16 protein-coding genes are annotated in these 17,804 nt (G+C 62.9%); 5 read left to right on the forward strand and 11 right to left on the reverse strand.

Annotation, left to right across the window (positions count from 1 at the left end):
* Positions 1-23 precede the first annotated feature (23 nt).
* From TK06_RS22780 to TK06_RS22795, 4 genes are all read right to left on the reverse strand, one after another.
* Entirely contained in the window at positions 24-935 is a 912-nt protein-coding gene (locus tag TK06_RS22780) for a type III secretion protein (protein ID WP_063323930.1), read from the reverse strand.
* Positions 936-994: 59 nt separating this feature from the next.
* A complete protein-coding gene (locus tag TK06_RS22785; protein WP_003177441.1) occupies positions 995-1,204 on the reverse strand; it encodes a type III secretion apparatus protein RspA in 210 nt (69 codons plus the stop codon).
* 93 nt (positions 1,205-1,297) lie between these two features.
* Positions 1,298-2,221: a sigma 54-interacting transcriptional regulator gene (locus TK06_RS22790; protein ID WP_063323931.1), complete on the reverse strand. Its 924-nt coding sequence runs from the start codon at positions 2,219-2,221 to the stop codon at positions 1,298-1,300.
* Positions 2,222-2,624: 403 nt separating this feature from the next.
* Positions 2,625-3,200: a DUF6436 domain-containing protein gene (locus TK06_RS22795; RefSeq protein WP_063323932.1), complete on the reverse strand. Its 576-nt coding sequence runs from the start codon at positions 3,198-3,200 to the stop codon at positions 2,625-2,627.
* A 108-nt stretch (positions 3,201-3,308) separates the two neighbouring features.
* Here TK06_RS22795 and TK06_RS22800 point away from each other — a divergent pair, with 108 nt between their 5' ends.
* Positions 3,309-4,256, forward strand: a complete 948-nt coding sequence (locus TK06_RS22800) for an alpha/beta hydrolase (RefSeq protein ID WP_063323933.1) — start codon at positions 3,309-3,311, stop codon at positions 4,254-4,256.
* 96 nt (positions 4,257-4,352) lie between these two features.
* Here the strand turns inward: TK06_RS22800 and TK06_RS22805 are convergent, their stop codons facing one another.
* Positions 4,353-5,096 carry a DUF2059 domain-containing protein gene (locus TK06_RS22805; protein WP_063323934.1) on the reverse strand — a complete coding sequence of 248 codons (744 nt, stop codon included), beginning with the start codon at positions 5,094-5,096 and terminating at the stop codon, positions 4,353-4,355.
* Positions 5,097-5,237: 141 nt separating this feature from the next.
* Between TK06_RS22805 and TK06_RS22810 the strand changes: the two genes are divergently transcribed.
* Entirely contained in the window at positions 5,238-5,870 is a 633-nt protein-coding gene (locus TK06_RS22810; RefSeq protein ID WP_063323935.1) for a 2OG-Fe(II) oxygenase, read from the forward strand.
* Between the two features lie 2 nt (positions 5,871-5,872).
* A complete protein-coding gene (locus TK06_RS22815) occupies positions 5,873-6,364 on the forward strand; it encodes a DUF523 domain-containing protein (RefSeq protein WP_063323936.1) in 492 nt (163 codons plus the stop codon).
* 171 nt (positions 6,365-6,535) lie between these two features.
* Here the strand turns inward: TK06_RS22815 and TK06_RS22820 are convergent, their stop codons facing one another.
* Positions 6,536-7,909, reverse strand: a complete 1,374-nt coding sequence (locus tag TK06_RS22820; protein ID WP_063323937.1) for a GTPase/DUF3482 domain-containing protein — start codon at positions 7,907-7,909, stop codon at positions 6,536-6,538.
* Positions 7,902-9,269, reverse strand: coding sequence for a DUF2868 domain-containing protein (locus TK06_RS22825; RefSeq protein WP_063323938.1), 1,368 nt, complete (start codon positions 9,267-9,269; stop codon positions 7,902-7,904). The genes TK06_RS22820 and TK06_RS22825 overlap by 8 nt, the downstream gene beginning before the upstream one ends.
* Before the next feature lie 86 nt (positions 9,270-9,355).
* Here TK06_RS22825 and TK06_RS22830 point away from each other — a divergent pair, with 86 nt between their 5' ends.
* Positions 9,356-9,868 (forward strand): dihydrofolate reductase, encoded by a 513-nt coding sequence (locus TK06_RS22830; RefSeq protein WP_063323939.1) that lies wholly within the window; start codon positions 9,356-9,358, stop codon positions 9,866-9,868.
* Positions 9,869-10,012: 144 nt separating this feature from the next.
* On the opposite strand, the gene TK06_RS22835 is transcribed toward TK06_RS22830, so the two are convergent.
* Positions 10,013-11,404: an L-cystine transporter gene (locus TK06_RS22835; RefSeq protein WP_063323940.1), complete on the reverse strand. Its 1,392-nt coding sequence runs from the start codon at positions 11,402-11,404 to the stop codon at positions 10,013-10,015.
* A 242-nt stretch (positions 11,405-11,646) separates the two neighbouring features.
* On the opposite strand from TK06_RS22835, the gene TK06_RS22840 reads away from it, so the two are divergent.
* On the forward strand, positions 11,647-12,702 hold the full coding sequence (locus tag TK06_RS22840) for a hypothetical protein (protein WP_063323941.1): 1,056 nt from the start codon (positions 11,647-11,649) through the stop codon (positions 12,700-12,702).
* 248 nt (positions 12,703-12,950) lie between these two features.
* Here the strand turns inward: TK06_RS22840 and ilvD are convergent, their stop codons facing one another.
* The 3 genes from ilvD to TK06_RS22855 all read right to left on the reverse strand — a co-directional run bounded on the left by ilvD (position 12,951) and on the right by TK06_RS22855 (position 17,699).
* Positions 12,951-14,792 (reverse strand): dihydroxy-acid dehydratase, encoded by a 1,842-nt coding sequence (ilvD, locus tag TK06_RS22845; RefSeq protein ID WP_063323942.1) that lies wholly within the window; start codon positions 14,790-14,792, stop codon positions 12,951-12,953.
* A gap of 258 nt (positions 14,793-15,050) precedes the next feature.
* Positions 15,051-16,256: an MFS transporter gene (locus tag TK06_RS22850; protein ID WP_063323943.1), complete on the reverse strand. Its 1,206-nt coding sequence runs from the start codon at positions 16,254-16,256 to the stop codon at positions 15,051-15,053.
* 246 nt (positions 16,257-16,502) lie between these two features.
* Positions 16,503-17,699 carry a class I SAM-dependent rRNA methyltransferase gene (locus TK06_RS22855; protein ID WP_003206543.1) on the reverse strand — a complete coding sequence of 399 codons (1,197 nt, stop codon included), beginning with the start codon at positions 17,697-17,699 and terminating at the stop codon, positions 16,503-16,505.
* Positions 17,700-17,804: the final 105 nt, after the last annotated feature.

Genomic DNA, 17,804 nt, shown 5'->3' on the forward strand with positions numbered 1-17,804 from the left:
GAAAACTCAAAGGTCGGGTGCCTTCAGGCGCACATCAGCCTCAAGACGTTGCGAGCGCTACCGGTGACGCTCAGGTGAAACTCGATTTCTTCCCGGTTGCGCCGGGCACGTTGACGCGGCGGGGCTTGCTGGCCGGCCAGGCGGGCGAGGGCGAAGTCCAGCTCTTCCAGGGCAAGTTGGAACAACCGGGTTTCGCCAGCATCCAGCGCTGTGCCGCGGGCAATGCGTTCGGTCCATGTCCACCGTTCTGCGTCGAGGGTCGCTGGCGGGGGATAGCGCGTCGGGTGCTGGTCCATGAACGCGGCGATCTCGAACAACAGGTCCTGGTCGTCTGGTTCATACCGCGCCTGGCCGTCACCTTCGTCGATATCCAGCAGCGTCAGCAGTTTCCTGCGGCCCAGGACCGCGATGATCTTGAGCAGCAGCGACAGGCTCGCGTCATGACGACTGCGCCGCGTGGCGTGATCGCCCTCGATCTCCCAGGCGCCGAACAGCGCGCCGCAGAAGGGGTTGTTGGCATTGCCGAAATCGCTTTGGCTGTCGACATCGTTGTCACCGATGGGCTGCCGGCGATAGGCGAACATCTGGGCCAGATCGTTGAACAGGTCTTCATTGGAATAGGCGTCATCGATATCGACGTCGAGATTGGAGCCGGTGCCGCTGTTGATTTCTTCCAGGATGTCTTCCAGTACCAGGCGCAAAGGGTCTTGGGTCTCTGCGGCGAATCCGTCCTGGGGGCTCGGCCAACCAGGTCGAGACTGTCCGCCCGCCGAACCCTTTTCGTTGCCCCACTGGACGAGCGACTCTCGCAACCGGTCGCCGGCTCCGTGCAGCGCCAGGTGCAGGCTTGGCGGAGTCGGCGCAGGACGCAGCGTGGGGTCGTCATGGGACAGGTCCCTGAGAGCTCGAAGGCTGTCTGGCAAGTCGATGTGCATAGGGCCTCCTCGCATCGCGCTTGAGGTTACCCCGCCGGAGCGGGGCTGAAGCGAGAGGGTCAGAATCGTATGTTTTTCGAGGCTTCCCCCATGGCGGTGATGGCTTTGGTTGCGGTGTCCATCGACCCTGCCGCGATTGCGTTCATGGTGTCAGCGACCAGTTTCTTCTGGTCGAATTCGGATTTCATGGTTGTCATCGCAGCCGAGGTCGCGTCCATCTGCTGCATGGCAGCCGTGGAAGCCGCGAGAGAAAGTCCACCAAAACTCATAGTCGTATCTCCGGGTTGTGGAATGGCGAGACGATCGTGAGCGTCTCGCTGGTTAAGTGGCGGCCGTTGCGTAAACGGTTCCACCGATCCCACTCAACTCGTCGATATTTGCAGGCACTTCATCCGGTAATACAGCGTGCGCCGGGCGATACCCAGTTCGGCGATGACCTTGTCGATGCAATGATGGTGGCGGCGCATGCAGTCCTCGATGAGGATTTTTTCGAACTGCTGCAGGTGTTCTTTCAACTTGAGTGTCGAGCTGCTGTGTTCCAGTTGCTCGGCGCGGGGCAGTGCCGGCAAGCCGAGTACGTACCGCTTGGCGGCGGACTGCAGCTCGCGGATGTTGCCAGGCCAGGCGTAGCCGAGCAGTTGGCGCAACAGCGCTGGCGACGGCGCGACGTAGGGCCGGTCAAGTGCCTGGGCCTCCCGGCGCACCAGCGACTGGAACAGCGGCACGATGCGCTCCTTGCGGCTGCGCAGTGGCGGCAGCTTGAGGCTGATGATGTTCAGGCGAAAATAAAGGTCCCGGCGAAACTCGCCACGTTCGACCATTTCTCCCAGCGGGCACTGGGCGGAGGCGATCACTCGCATGTTCACCGGGATGTTCTGGGTCGAGCCCAGGCGCTGGACCGTCCTGGATTCCAGGACTCGCAGCAGCTTGGCTTGCAGGCCCAACGGCATGCTGTCGATTTCGTCCAGGTACAGCGTGCCGTTATGTGCGGCTTCGACGAACCCCGCGCGATTTTGGCTGGCCCCGGTAAATGCGCCGGTGTTGGCCCCGAAGAGCTGGCTCTCGGCGAGGGTTTCGGGAATGGCGGCGCAGTTGATGGCCACGAACTTGCCGGAGCAGCCGGACATGCGATGGATCTTTTCTGCCAGCGTGTCTTTACCGGTACCCGTCTCGCCGCGCAGCAACACATCGATCATGAGCGGAGCGACGCATTGGACGAACGCCTCAAGGTTGAGGGCATCTTCTTTATAGGGATTGGAAAGTGCAGCGCATAGCAGCTTTTGCATCACTGACGATTCCATTTCTTGTTTGGTTAGAAGGGTCGACAAGTTGAACGATGAAAAGGCGTGTGAAACTTCCTCGCGTTAGCGCCGCCGCGCGACTGCACAGGTAATAAACATTTTGCTGGTCACGAGGTTTAGAGAAGAGATTAAAAAAAAGTTCATGCCGGCACGGCCGCTGTTAATCGATTCAGCTAAACGGTCAACCGGGCTGAAATGCCCTGAACAACCCGTCTGGCATGGGGCACAGGCCGAAAATGAGCGGTAATGGCGTCGTTTCGAAAAATTGGATCCGACAAACGGTTCAGCCCAGGCCCTTACTTTGAGCAAGAGCTCTAGAGGCAAGCACTAGTCTCAACTTGTCACCGCCCAAGAGAGGGGTGGGGCAATACGTGTTGTAGTTAATTCGTCAGTTTGAAACCGACCATGGGCAATAACAGCCCACCGCCAACGTGTGTGTCGCACTAACTTCCCGGCCGACACTCAACGCCTCGAGAATCGGCTCGATGAAGCTGTTGTTCGAGTTGCAGGTCAGGCCTTCGCTGTAGGGGCCGAAGTACGCCAGTTTGCCGCTGCGATCCCAGATCGCTACGGCCGGGCTTGCAGGAATCTGGCTTGAACCGGGGAGCGCCGGGAGGGTTTTCAAGTGGCTCAATGTGGCCGGCAGCTGACCTTGGCTGTCGGCTTTTTGTACCGCATAAAACTCGACGCCTTGCGGTACATATTTATCGACCAGCTCGGCAAGGTGTTGCTGGTTGCCGACGTTGCATGGGCACGCCGGGTCCCAGAAATGCACCAGGCGTATTGCGCCGGGGCCGGCCAGATCGGCAGGCAGGCGCAGCGGGTCGCCGGAAAACACCGCGGTGTGTTGGCTGAACGCGCGCAGGAAACGGCCTTGGAACCAGTCGTAGGCCATCCACAATACGACGGCGCATCCGAGGGCGAGCAGGCTGGCGAGCAAGGCTGTGCGGTGGGACGGGCGCATGGAGTCGATCCTCTGAAGCCGCGTAGCTTGCCATGCCTGCCGCGACAGATGAATATCGCAGGCCTACAAAGTCTGTTTCGCGCGATGCGCCTATGCCTGGAAATCTTGATGCCTGCCACTTTCGCCCCCGATCTCCTGCGTGCCAGCCTGCAGCCGCTGGCCCAGTGGCAAGCCCTGTCCGAGCAAGCCCAGGCCTACCAGCGGTTCTATGGCCTGGACTTTCCTCAACGCAGCGTGCGCAAGGGATTGGGGCGTTTCGAGGTGGGTGGGTATGAGCTGGTCAGCCAGGTCTGGTGGCCGGAAAAAGCCGTGGCGACCTTGTTTGTGTTCCACGGTTATTACGATCACATGGGGCTGTATCGCCACTTGATCGAGTGGGCTCTGGAGCAGAAGTTCGCGGTGATCGCTTGTGATCTACCGGGCCACGGCCTGTCCAGTGGCGAGCGCGCCAGCATCGAGGATTTTGCCGAGTACCAGGCCACCCTGCAGGGCCTGTTGGCCGAGGCCGGGACGCTGGACCTGCCGCAACCCTGGCATCTGTGCGGGCAAAGCACCGGCGGGGCCATTGTCGTCGATCACGTGCTCAACCAGGGCGCACAGAGCCCGGCCCAGGGCCAGGTCATCCTGCTGTCACCTCTGGTGCGGCCGCGGGCCTGGGGCTGGTCGCGCCTGAGCTATTACTTGCTCAAACCCTTCGTGACCGGCATCGCCCGGCGCTTCAGCGAGAACTCCACCGACCCGGACTTCCTGCCGTTCCTGCAAGCCGACCCGCTGCAACCACTACGCCTGCCCACCGCCTGGGTGGGCGCATTGGGGCAATGGATCAAGCGTATCGAAGCCGCCCCGAGCAGCCCGCGTCAGCCATTGATCGTGCAGGGGCAAGCGGACATGACGGTGGATTGGGTGCACAACCTGCAAGTGCTGCGCAGCAAGTTCGATCGGCCCCAAGTGTTGATGCTGCCCGAGGGACGCCATCATTTGGCGAATGAGGCGCTGGCGTTGCGGCAGGAGATGTTTGGGTTTTTGACGAAGCGGATGAGCCGGGTTCGGCGGTGACCGGGCTACTGCTATCGCGAGCAAGCTCGCTCCCACAGGGTATTGAGCTGCGAGATCCAATGTGGAAGCGAGCTTGCTCGCGATGGCGGCGCTGAACTACTGCCCGAGATTCTGCCCCACCGCCAACCCCGCCCGAATCGCCGCCAGGGCCGCTTGGTAATAAGCCTGGCCCTCGGTCGATTCGGCGAAGGTGGCGAACTCTTCCAGCTCGGTATCCGTCAGGTCACGGTAGACGTACAGCAGCGTGTTGTTCAGATCCGCGCCGATCTGTTCCATTAACCGCTGGCGCTGGCTGTCGAGCATGCCCTGGGCCTGGCCGCCGCCCAGCAGCCCCGGGATCATCGAACTCAGGCTGTCGGCCGCCACGCCGGCGATCGCCAGGCTGACTTCGGCGCCGGCCTCGCGGGCGGGCAGGGCCTGGGCCAGGTGGCCGATGATCAACAGGCGGTTGTCGCTGGCTGGCATCTTCGGCAGGCCCTTGGCGTTTTTCGCCAATTGATCACGTCGGGTCGCCAGCAACTCGGCCGCCACGACCTTGCGGCCCAGGGGCGACTGGAAAAAGCTCAGGGCCGGGCTGGGGTCACGCAAATTCTTGCGCATTTGCGCCTCGGCCCGCTGGTCCATGGCCTGGGGGGCGAAACGTTGATTGCTGTTGTTCACCAGGGCCTGGAACACCGCCGGCGGCAGGCTGCTCTGATAGCGCTGCTGGGCGGCGCTCAAGGCGTCATTGAAATGCGCCCGCTGTTCCGGCCAGCCGGCGACCTTGTACAACTGGTCGTAGCTGTCTGCCCAGGCGGGCAAAACGCAGAACATCAACAGTGAGAAAAGCAAACGGCGCATAGGGACTCCTGTCAGCAGCCGACTATTCTCCGTGGGGTGTGGGGTCTTGTCGAGAATTCGTATCAAGTTCGTACGACGGTGCTATCTGGCGGCAAAAAACCTGCCGAGCGTCGCTGTCGGTTTTGCAGGCACAGGCATACTATGCGCGCCATGCAAATACCTTCTGATCACCCGCTGCTGTTACGTATCGTCGACGACCTGGCCGAGCGCGGCTGGTCGCAGCAGGACCTCTTTCTGCCGGAGGCGCTGACCCGCGCCCTGGCGGCCGAATGCCGCCAGCGTGCCGCCGAGGGCGAACTGGCCCCGGCAGCGGTCGGGCGCGGGCCGTTCTCGGAGATCCGCGAAGGGATCCGGGGTGATCACATTCAGTGGATCGAACCCGGCCAGGCGCAAGCCTGCGACCATTACCTGGCGCTGATGGACAGCCTGCGCGAGGCGATGAATCGCGGGTTGTTCCTGGGCCTGGAAGACTTCGAAAGCCACTTTGCCCTCTATCCACCTGGCGCGTTCTACCTCAAGCACGTCGACCGCTTCCGCGATGACGACCGACGCACAGTGTCGGCGGTGCTTTACCTCAATGACGACTGGTTGCCGGAACACGGCGGCCAGTTGCGCATGTACCTGGACGAAAGGCTGGAACAGGACGTGGTGCCCATCGGCGGCTGCCTGGTGGTGTTCCTGTCGGGGGACATTCCCCATGAAGTGCTGCCGGCCACGCGTGATCGCCTGTCCTTGACCGGTTGGTTCCGTCGTCGCGGCAACGAGTTGTTCTGAAGATGGAAAAAATCCTGGTCAGTCGCTGCCTGCTCGGGCATCGCGTGCGCTACGACGGCGGCGCCAGTGGGCCGTTCGATCAGTTGCAGCAATGGCTCGACGAAGGCCGGATCGTGGCGCTGTGCCCGGAAGTCGCCGGCGGTTTGCCTACGCCTCGGGCGGCGGCGGAGATTCCTGGCGGGCAGGGCGGGCAAGTGCTCGACGGCCAGGCACTGGTCATCACCAGCGACGGCGAAAATGTGAGTGCGCAGTTTTTGTCCGGTGCGCATCAAGCGCTGGCGTTGGTGCGCGAACACGGCATCCGCATCGCCGTGCTCAAGGCCAATAGCCCATCGTGCGGCAACCTGTTGACCTATGACGGAACGTTCAGCGGTGTGAAGGTCAGCGGCGAAGGCGTGACGGCGGCGCTGCTCAAGCGCCATGGCGTGCAAGTGTTCAGCGAGCTGGAATTGCCTGAAGCGGCGGCGGCCCTCAAGGCCTTGAACAACGATTGACGGATTGCTTTTGTGGCGAGGGAGCTTGCTCCCGCTGGGCTGCGAAGCAGCCCTAAAACCTGACACCTCGGTGCATCAGATCAATCACATTTTGGGGCTGCTGCGCAACCCAGCGGGAGCAAGCTCCCTCGCCACAGGGTTTTGTGTACTTGGCACAAGGTTTTGTGTCGTTCAGAGCTGCTCAGCCAACTGCTCAATCAGTTCCTGGCGTTCTGCCTGGCTCAATCGCGGTTGAGGGTTCAGCGACGACCACTGCGGATGCGCTCGCGCCTTGTTCAAGGCGTCGGGCAGCTTGCCCTCGCGCCAGGTCTTGTCCTGGGGCGTGGCGATGCGGATGCTGTCCATCGCCGCATGGCCGCGCTGGTCGAGGGCTTGCAGCAGTTGGCGTTGGCGCAGGGCCAACAGGCGCAGCACGCTGTCGTCCACGGTCAATTCCCGTTGCCCCTTGAGCTTGCCCATCAGCCGGTTGCCATAGCTACGGGCGGTTTGCAGGGTGCCGCCGACAATGGCCCCGGCCAGGGCGGCGGCGCCAAGGGTCAGGCCGCCCACCAGCAAATCCACGCCAGCCCCCGCCGCCGCACCCGCCGCGATCCCGCCACCGACGCGTACGCCCAGTTGCTTGAGAGTCTCGGGGTTGAACAGGTCATCGCCCCAGCGCCCGTCGAGCAGCGGCAGATCGCTGGCGGCGGCGTCCTGGGGACGAAAAGCGTAAAGCTTGAGCAGGGCCTCGACGCAGCGCTGCTCGCGCTGACGCACCGCTTTGCGCAGTTCACTGATGGCCTCGCGTTCCAGTTCGGCGTCGCTGGCGACGCTGCGTCGGCAGGCGGCGCAGTCGATCAGCAGTTCGGCGATCAAGCGCGCCGCGCTCTGCTGGCGGGCCAGGCGTTGGACCTGTTGATCGGCGACCAGGCGTTCCAGTTGCCCACGGGCGCTTTCCAGCAGCAGCGCGAGGCTCTCATACAGGCGTCGCTCGCCGTCCTCGGGCGGAGCCACGCTGTCAAAACGCACCAGGGCGTGCAGCCCCAAGCGCGCCAGGGCTTCGCGCCAGTCGGGCTCGCGATGGTGGGCGCTGCTGACGAAATTCAACACCGGCAGCAGCGGCTTGCCACAACTGGCGAGGACTTCCAATTCATCGCGGTACTTGGCCAGCACCGGCTCCCGGGCGTCGATCACATAAAGCCCGGCGTCGCTGGCGAGCAGTTGTCGCAGCACTTTGGCTTCTTGTTCGAAGCGTTGCCGCGCCTCGCTGCCCTCGAGGAAGCGGGCCAGGCGCGCCGGGCCGTCCAGGCGTTCGCCAGGACGCTCCAGGCGCTCGAGGTAATCGAGCAGGGCGATGGCGTCTTCCAGGCCCGGCGTGTCGTACAGTTCCAGCAGCGCTTCGCCGTCCACCGACAGGCGCGCACCTTCGACATGGCGGGTGGTGCTCGGGCGATGGGACACTTCGCCGAAGCCGACGTCGCGGGTCAAGGTACGCAGCAGCGAGGTCTTGCCCACGTTGGTGTGGCCGACCACCGCCAGCTTCAGCGGCTTCATGGGCTCAGTCATGGCCGGTCTCCAGCCAGTTCAAGGGCATGCAATCGGCGAACGGCAACTGCAACTGTTGCAGTGCGGTGTGCCAGTCGCCCAGGCGCTCGGCGTCCAGCGCTTCGCCAGGCGGCGCCTGCAACAGCCAGACGCGGGTGGCGCTGGCGCTGCGGGCCAGCTCGGCGATCAGCGCCAGGCTGCCGCGGTCCGGCGAACGGCGTGGGTCGCAGGCAATTGCCAGGCGTGCCGGCGCAAAGCGCGACAATTGTTCGAGAAGTTTGTGGCGCGACTCGCGGCTGTCGAGAATGCCGGCGCTTTTCACGGTTTCGGGCAGCTTGGGCGGCCAGGGCCGATCGTCCAACTCGATTGCCACCAGCAGCGCGCCGTCGCTGTTTATTGCACTGACAGCATTTTCGATGGGATGCAATTGCGCGGGGGCGGCGTCGTTGACGCCCAGTCGCTCGCTGCTGGGCATCAGCCGTTCACGCAATTGGGCGTAGCCCGGCAGGTTCAGGTCCAGGCGCAGCGTGGCGCGGCCGCGCCGCCAGCGCCACAGGCACAGCAGTGCCAGGCACAAGCGCGGCAACAGGCCATAGACCAGCAGCACACCGACCAGCCAGGCAGCCCAGGCCTGGCGCGCGCTCTCGATGTTCAGGGCGGCATCGCCACTGGCGCGGATCATTTCCACCGTCGGCACGCTGAAACCCAGCAGGGCGGGCAGCGCGCCGAGGGCCTGGGTCATGGCGACGAAGGTCTCGCCGCCGAGGATAGTGGTTTCCCAGACGAAGCCGTAGCGCCGGGTCGCCATCAACATCAGTACGATGACCAGCGCGCTGAGCATCGCCAGCAGCCACAGGCCATTGACCAACACGCCGAGGGCCCAGCGATTGAGCTTGTGCCGTTGCAGCAACAGCAGCAGGGCCGGCGCCAGTTGGGCGGCCTTGGCATCGCGGGCAAGTTTTTCGCTGAGCCACAACCACAGGCGTCCCAGCGTGGCACCTTGCTCGCCAGCGAATATCAGGCCCAGGGCCCAGCTGATGAGCAGGATCAGGTTCAGCCCCAACAGACTGCCCAAGGCCCAGAACACATTGACCGGTGCCTGCCCGTCGCCGAGGGCGGCAAATCCCAGGCCGGCGCCGCTGATGATGGCGATCAGCACCAATGCAATCAGCGCCAGGCGCGCCCCTTGCAGCCAATGGCGCAGGGCCTCGGTGAGGCCATCGCGCTCGGCCAGCCAGCGGGCGCGGTGGTGGATGCGAGTGGCTAAGTCGCCGCCGGCCGCACGGGCCAGGCGATTGGCTTCCTGGTCCTCGAGCGGGCCGGCGTGTTCTTCACGCAGGCGTATCGTCTCGGTCAACCAGAGGTTCTGCAGTACTGTCACGAGGGTTTCCGTTGCTCGAATGAGGGTTGAGCATAACCGCTGTGAAGCCTGTCGGGGTACGCCGAGCCTCTGGTATCCTCGCCGCCATGAACAAAACTCTCCCCCTAAGCCTGATCGCAGCCCTCGGTGAAAACCGTGTGATCGGCGTCGACAACAGCATGCCCTGGCACCTGCCGGGGGATTTCAAATACTTCAAGGCCACCACCCTGGGCAAGCCGATCATCATGGGGCGCAAGACCTGGGATTCCCTCGGTCGACCGCTGCCGGGACGCCTGAACATCGTGGTCAGCCGTCAGCCGGGCCTGGTGCTGGAAGGCGCGGAAGTGTTCTCCACCCTGGAGGCGGCGGTGGCGCGCGCCGAGGCCTGGGCGCTGGAACAGGGCGTCGATGAGCTGATGTTGATCGGCGGCGCGCAACTGTACGCCCAGGCGCTGGCGCAGGCGGATCGGCTGTACCTGACCCGCGTGGCCTTGAGCCCGGAGGGGGATGCTTGGTTTCCGGAATTCGATTCGAGCCAGTGGACGTTGGTTTCGAACCAACCGAACCCGGCGGAAGGGGATAAGCCTGCCTACAGCTTCGAGGTGTGGGAGAAGCGTTGAGACAAGCGTAGATCGTTCCCACGCTCTGCGTGGGAATGCAGCCCGTGACGCTCCGCGTCACTGGACGCGGAGCGTCCCTTGAAGCATTCCCACGCAGAGCGTGGGAACGATCAATCGAACGATCAATCGATCAGGTGCCACCCATCAAGCGTGTACCAACTCCCCATGCTCCTCGGCATTCAGCAGCGCCTTGTCAGTCTGCTGCATCACCTGGCTGGTAATCGCCCCGGCGGTGATCGAGCCGCTGACGTTCAACGCCGTACGGCCCATGTCGATCAGCGGTTCGACGGAAATCAGCAACGCCACTAGCGCGACCGGCAACCCCATGGCCGGCAGCACGATCAGCGCGGCGAACGTCGCGCCGCCACCGACCCCGGCCACACCGGCCGAACTCAACGTCACAATCGCCACCAGCGTCGCGATCCACACCGGATCCAGCGGGTTGATGCCCACAGTCGGCGCGACCATCACCGCCAGCATGGCCGGATAAAGGCCGGCACAACCGTTCTGGCCGATGGTGGCGCCGAACGAGGCGCTGAAGCTGGCAATCGTCCGTGGAATGCCGAGGCGGCTGGTCTGGGCTTCAATGCTCAACGGGATGGTGGCCGCGCTTGAGCGGCTGGTGAAGGCGAAGGTCAGCACCGGCCAGATCTTGCGGAAAAAGCGCAACGGGTTGATCCCGGCAGCAGACACCAGCAGGCCATGGACCACGAACATCAGGCCCAGCCCCAGGTACGACACCACGACAAAACTGCCGAGCTTGATGATGTCCTGCAGGTTGGAACCGGCCACCACCTTGGTCATCAGCGCCAGCACACCGTACGGCGTCAGCTTCATTACCAGGCGCACCAGGCGCGTCACCCAGCTTTGCAGGGTGTCGATGGCGTTGATCACTTTCTGGCCTTTCTCCACGTCGTCCTTGAGCAACTGCAGCGCCGCGACCCCGAGGAACGCGGCGAAGATCACCACGCTGATGATCGAGGTCGGCTTGGCCCGGGCCAGGTCGGCAAAGGGGTTTTGCGGAATGAACGAAAGCAGCAATTGCGGGACATTCAGGTCGGCGACCTTGCCGGCGTAGTCGCTCTGGATCACTTGCAGGCGCGCCAGTTCCTGGGGGCCGGCCACCAGGCCTTCGGCGGTCAGGCCGAACAGGTTGGTCAGGCCAATACCGATCAGCGCGGCGATGGCGGTGGTCAGCAGCAGCGTGCCGATGGTCAGGAAGCTGATCTTGCCCAGGGACGAGGCGTTATGCAGGCGGGCCACGGCGCTGAGGATCGAGGCGAAGACCAGCGGGATAACGATCATTTGCAGCAACTGCACGTAGCCGTTGCCCACCAGGTCGAACCAGCCGATCGAGGCCTTGAGCACCGGGTTGCCGGCGCCATAAATCGTGTGCAGGGCGAGACCGAACGCCACGCCCAGTACCAGTGCCAGCAGCACTTTCCTGGCCAGGCTCCCGGTGCGGTGACGGGTTTGTGCCAGGCCGAACAGCAAGGCGAGGAACACCAGCAGATTGAGGGTCAGCGGCAGATTCATCAAAAAGACTCCGACAAGACGTGCCAGTCGCCCGAAGCCGCGACTGTGAGCCGGGAAGCCTAACAGCCTGATAACTAATGAATTAATACTAAAAACGCATGTAGATTGTCGTTTATGGAATAAGGCAGCGACGTTTACGGATATGTCGCTGGCGCAATCAAGACGCAGGCGGTCGCGGGTAGGCGAGGGCTATCACAAGCATTTGTTAGCGTCGAGTTCTTTTGAACCCGGGAGAAATGCCGATGAAACTCGCACCTCGTTTTCTCGCTGTCGCCTTGAGCCTTGGTCTCGCCGGCCAGGCATTGGCCACCGATCTCAAACACTGGCCGGCGGAACAAGCCAAGGCTCTGGAGACGATGATCGCGGCCAACGCCAACAAGGGTAACTACGCGGTGTTCGACATGGACAACACCAGTTACCGCTACGATCTGGAAGAGTCGTTGCTGCCGTTCATGGAGAACAAGGGCCTCATCACCCGGGAAACCCTGGACCCATCCTTGAAGCTGATGCCGTTCAAGGACACCGCCGATCACAAGGAAAGCCTGTTCAGCTATTACTACCGCCTGTGCGAAGTGGATGACATGGTCTGCTACCCATGGGTGGCCCAGGTGTTCTCCGGCTTCACCCTCAAGGAACTCAAGGGCTATGTCGACGAGCTGATGGCGTCCGGTAAACCGGTGCCGACCACCTATTACGATGGCGACAAGGTGGTCCAGTACAACGTCAACCCGCCGAAAGTCTTCACCGGCCAGGCCGAGCTGTACAACAAGCTGATGGAAAACGGCATCGAGGTCTATGTCATGACCGCCGCTTCCGAAGAGTTGGTGCGCATGGTCGCCTCCGATCCGAAGTACGGCTACAACCTCAAGCCGCAGAACGTCATCGGCGTGACCACGCTGCTCAAGGACCGCAAGACTGGCGAGCTGACCACCGCGCGCAAGCAGATCACCGCCGGCAAATATGACGAGAAGGCCAACCTCGGCCTGGAGTACACGCCTTACCTGTGGACCCCGGCGACCTGGATGGCCGGCAAGCACGCGGCGATCCTGACGTACATCGACGAATGGAAAAAACCGGTGCTGGTCGCTGGCGACACGCCGAGCAGTGACGGCTACATGTTGTTCCACGATGTGGACGTAGCCAAGGGCGGCATCCACCTGTGGGTCAACCGCAAGGACAAATACATGACCCAGATTAACGGCATGATGGCCAAGCACGCTGCCGCCCAGGCCAAGGAAGGACTGCCGGTGACAGCGGACAAGAACTGGGTGATCGTCAAGCCGGAAGATATCCAGTAACACGGCATCAAAGAGGCAAGGTATTGCCTTTGTGGCGAGGGAGCTTGCTCCCGCTGGGCTGCGTAGCAGCCCCAAAACCTCCAAATGCGGAGCATCAGACACACCGCACCTGCCGGTTTACGACTGCTTCGCAGCCGAGCGGGAGCAAGCTCCCTCGCCACGGGGAATCATGTGGTTCCAGAGTCCGAACAGGCGCCCAAAAAAATGCCCCGCACTTGGCGGGGCATTTTTATTGCGACGAACGACGCTTACAGGCCGTCGAGCATCGCCTTGTTACGCACCGCGCCCTTGTCGGCGCTGGTGGCGAGCAGGGCGTAGGCCTTGAGGGCCGTGGTGACTTTGCGTGGACGCACTTCCACCGGTTTCCAGCCTTTGTTGTCCTGTTCGACGCGACGCCCGGCCAGCTCTTCGTCGCTGATCAACAGGTTGATCGAGCGGTTCGGAATGTCGATCAGGACCTTGTCGCCGTCCCGCACCAGACCGATGGCGCCGCCTGCCGCAGCCTCCGGCGAAGCGTGGCCGATGGACAGGCCCGAGGTGCCGCCGGAGAACCGGCCATCGGTCAGCAAGGCGCAGGCTTTGCCCAGGCCCTTGGACTTCAGGTAGGAGGTTGGGTAGAGCATTTCCTGCATGCCCGGGCCGCCTTTCGGACCTTCGTAGCGAATGATCACGATGTCGCCGGCCTTCACTTCGTCAGCGAGGATGCCCCGTACGGCGCTGTCCTGGCTTTCGAAAATCTTCGCGTTGCCTTCGAACACATGGATCGACTCGTCGACACCGGCGGTTTTCACCACGCAGCCATCCAGGGCGATGTTGCCGTAGAGCACGGCCAGGCCGCCTTCCTTGGAATACGCGTGCTCGACGCTGCGGATGCAGCCGTTTTCACGGTCGTCGTCCAGGGTTTCCCAACGGGTCGACTGGCTGAACGCGGTTTGCGTCGGAATGCCCGCCGGGCCGGCCTTGAAGAAGTGGTGAACGGCCTCGTCGGTGGTCTGGGTGATGTCCCACTTGGCGATGGCTTCGGCCATGGTCTTGCTGTGCACGGTTGGCAGGTCGGTGTGCAGCAGGCCGCCACGGGCCAGGGAGCCGAGGATGCTGAAGATCCCGCCGGCGCGGTGCACGTCTTCCATGTGGTACTTCTGGATGTTCGGCGCGACCTTGCACAGTTGCGGCACGTGACGGGACAGGCGGTCGATGTCGCGCAGGTCGAAATCGATCTCGGCTTCCTGGGCCGCGGCCAGCAAGTGCAGGATGGTGTTGGTGGAACCGCCCATGGCGATGTCCAGGGTCATGGCGTTTTCGAACGCCTTGAAGTTGGCGATGTTACGCGGCAACACCGACTCGTCGTTTTCGCCATAGTAGCGCTTGCACAGCTCGACGATGGTCCGGCCGGCCTGCAGGAACAGCTGTTCGCGGTCGCTGTGGGTGGCCAGGGTGGAGCCGTTACCTGGCAAGGCCAGGCCCAAGGCTTCGGTGAGGCAGTTCATCGAGTTGGCGGTGAACATGCCGGAGCACGAGCCGCAGGTCGGGCAGGCGCTGCGCTCGTACTCGGCAACCTTCTCGTCGGAGGCGCTGGAGTCGGCGGCGATCACCATGGCGTCGACCAAGTCGAGGCCGTGGCTGGCGAGCTTGGTCTTGCCGGCTTCCATCGGGCCGCCGGAGACGAAGATTACCGGGATGTTCAGGCGCAGGGCGGCCATGAGCATGCCCGGGGTGATCTTGTCGCAGTTGGAAATGCACACGATGGCGTCGGCGCAGTGGGCATTGACCATGTACTCGACGGAGTCGGCGATGATCTCGCGGCTGGGCAGCGAATAGAGCATGCCGTCATGGCCCATGGCGATGCCATCGTCCACGGCGATGGTGTTGAATTCCTTGGCAACGCCGCCCACGCGTTCGATTTCCCGGGCGACCAACTGACCCAGGTCCTTGAGATGCACGTGACCCGGTACGAACTGGGTGAAGGAGTTGGCAATGGCGATGATCGGCTTCTTGAAGTCGTCATCCTTCATCCCCGTGGCGCGCCACAAGGCACGGGCGCCGGCCATGTTGCGGCCATGGGTGGATGTTTTCGAGCGGTAATCAGGCATGGAGCACTCCGGGCGGCTAATCAGATATCAAAGGGGAAGTGAGCTTCTGTTGACGTTCTGGAACACCGGGGATTGGCCGAGTGTCCGGAAGTGGCCGATGACTTTGCAGGATCGCTGCGCGCCTCAGCATGAGCTCATAAACCCGCCGGGGATGAATGGCGATGAATGTCGCGATTCTACACCGCTGGCGCCAGGATGAAATGACGCAAAGCGCTGATCGGGCGCCAATGTCGCGCTTGGGATGACGACTGGCAGCGCTCAGCCTGCCAACAGCGCCCTGTGACGGTGCCGGGCCAGGCTATTGAGCCCCAGCCCCAGGGCGCTGAGCAGCATCAGGCACAGGGCCAGCGTCATCTGCCTGTCCAGCGGGGTGAGGCTGATCGCAGCACTGGTCAGGCCGCCGACGATGAAGATCAGCACGCTACCGGCCGAGGCGGACGTACCGGCTTGCTCCGGGAATCTGTTCATTGCCAGGGTATGGGCCGCCGCCCGGGCAATGGTCGTTCCGGCGGTGCACACGATCATGGGCAGCAGCAGGGTGGTGATCGACAAGCCCAATTGGCTGGAGAGCCCAAGCATCAGGATCCCCGCCGCCAGGATCAGGCCAAGGCCTGTGATGATTTGCGTCTGGGGGGCGATTCGATTGCTCAGCACGGTCGCCACCGCTCCGCCGCCGATATAAGCCAGTCCGTAGCCCAGCAGTGCCCACGAAAAGGCCTCGGGCGAGAGTTGTAACTGATCGATGAGCAGCAGCGGCGAAATGACGATAAACGAAAAGTGGCAGGAAAAGGCCAGTGCCGATGTCAACCAATAGGTCATGAAGCTGAAGTCGCCACAGACGTTTCGATAAGACGCAATGAAGTCCAGGCGCTGGCGTGGGCGACCCGCGGGGGTAGGTTTGAGTAACAGGCTGGCGCCCGCAAACACGCCGACCGCCAGGGCCGCGAACACCAGGAAGCTGCCGCGCCAGCCCATCCAGCTTTGCAGCCCGGTGCCGGCCAGGGGCGAAACGGAAATGAAAATGCCGCCGCAGGTGACCAGGAATATACGCAGTCGCTGCTGCTCCCCGCCTGTGAACAAGTCCTGTATCAACGCCTGGGACAGCACGAAACAACCGCAGCCCAAGGCCTGGACGACGCGGAAAAACAGAAAGGACCAGTAGCCATCGGTGAGTACGCAACCTGTTGCCCCGACCGCTGAAACGCTGATCCCGATCAACAGCAGGTTCTTTCGTCCCATGACGTCGGAGAGTGGGCCAACCAGCAGTTGCGAAAGGGCGATGCCCACCGCGAACAGGCTGACAGACAGGGCAATGTCCGACGATGGACGTTCGAACTGCTCGGACAGGGCGGGGAACGAAGGCAGCACGACGTCGATTGGAAAGACCCCGAGCAGTGTCAGGGTCAGCAATAGGCCGACGGTGGCGGGTTTGCGGGTGGCCAGGTGGTTTTGCGGATCAGTCATCGAACAGTTCCAGGACGTACCTGAGGGTCGCTTTCAATCCTAATGCGTCATGCCAGCCAGGCGAGGGGGAGATTGAGTAGGAAGGTTCTGGTAATGACGTGGGGGGACTCCTACAGACGTTTGCTACTTATTGACTTTTGCGCCAGGGACTTATTCAGGCACGCAAAAAAAACGCAGCCAAGGCTGCGATCAGAATGCAATTGGAGTGCGCGGGGCACAGCGCTACGGCACTGGCCCCGCCTGGCCTCAGCTGTTGGGCAACAGCCGGCAGGTGATGCTCTTGATGTAGCGGGTTTCGGCAATGGCCGGGTGTACCGGATGGTCCGGCCCCTGGCCGCCGCGTTCGAGCAGTTGAATGTTGCGGTCCAGGTGACGAGCGCTGGTCAGCAGGATGTTTTGCAGGTCGTCTTCGGGCAGGTGCATCGAGCACGATGCGCTGACCAGGATGCCGTCCTTGCTGAGCAGGCGCATGGCTTGTTCGTTGAGGCGGCGATAGGCGCCCTCACCGTTTTTCAGGTCTTTCTTGCGCTTGATGAAAGCGGGTGGGTCGGCCACGATCACGTCGAAGCGTTCTTCGCTGGCCTTGAGCTCCTTCAGGGCTTCGAACACGTCGCCTTCGATGCAGGTCAGCTTCTCGGCAAAGCCGTTCAGCGCGGCGTTGCGCTCGACACCGTCGAGGGCAAAGGCCGAAGCATCGACGCAGAACACTTCACTGGCGCCGAACGCTGCAGCTTGCACGCCCCAGCCGCCGATGTAGCTGAACAGGTCCAGGACGCGCTTGCCCTTGGCGTACGGGGCCAGGCGTGCGCGGTTCATGCGGTGGTCGTAGAACCAGCCGGTTTTCTGGCCTTCCATGACCGGCGCTTCGAACTTCACGCCGTTCTCTTCCAGGGCGACCCACTCCGGCACCAGGCCGAACACGGTCTCGACGTAGCGGTTCAGGCCTTCGGCGTCACGGGCCGCGGAGTCGTTCTTGAACAGGATGCCGCTGGGCTTGAGCACCTGGGTCAGGGCGGCGATCACGTCGTCCTTGTGAGCTTCCATGGTGGCAGAGGCGATCTGCACCACCAGGATGTCGCCGAAACGGTCGACCACCAGGCCTGGCAACAGGTCGGAATCACCGTAGACCAGGCGATAGAACGGCTTGTCGAACAGCCGCTCGCGCAGGGACAACGCCACGTTGAGGCGGTGCACCAGCAGGGATTTGTCCAGCGGCAGCTTCACGTCGCGGGACAACAGCCGGGCGCAGATCAGGTTGTTGGGGCTCATCGCAACGATGCCCAGCGGCTTGCCGCCGGCGGCTTCGAGGATGGCCTGGTCACCGGCCTTGAAGCCGTGCAGCGGGGTGGCGGCTACATCGATTTCGTTGCTGTAGACCCACAGGTGGCCGGCGCGCAGGCGACGGTCGGCGTTGGCTTTGAGGCGCAGGCTAGGCAGGGACATGACGTCGCTCCGGAAAAAAGAGCGGGAGTATACCGTGTTGCAACCGTGGCGGGGCTGGTGGTGGACATGTGGTGAGGAAGCGGGCTCCCTCACCACGGTATCGGG

This window comes from Pseudomonas fluorescens (assembly GCF_001623525.1).
Taxonomy (GTDB): domain Bacteria; phylum Pseudomonadota; class Gammaproteobacteria; order Pseudomonadales; family Pseudomonadaceae; genus Aquipseudomonas; species Aquipseudomonas fluorescens_Q.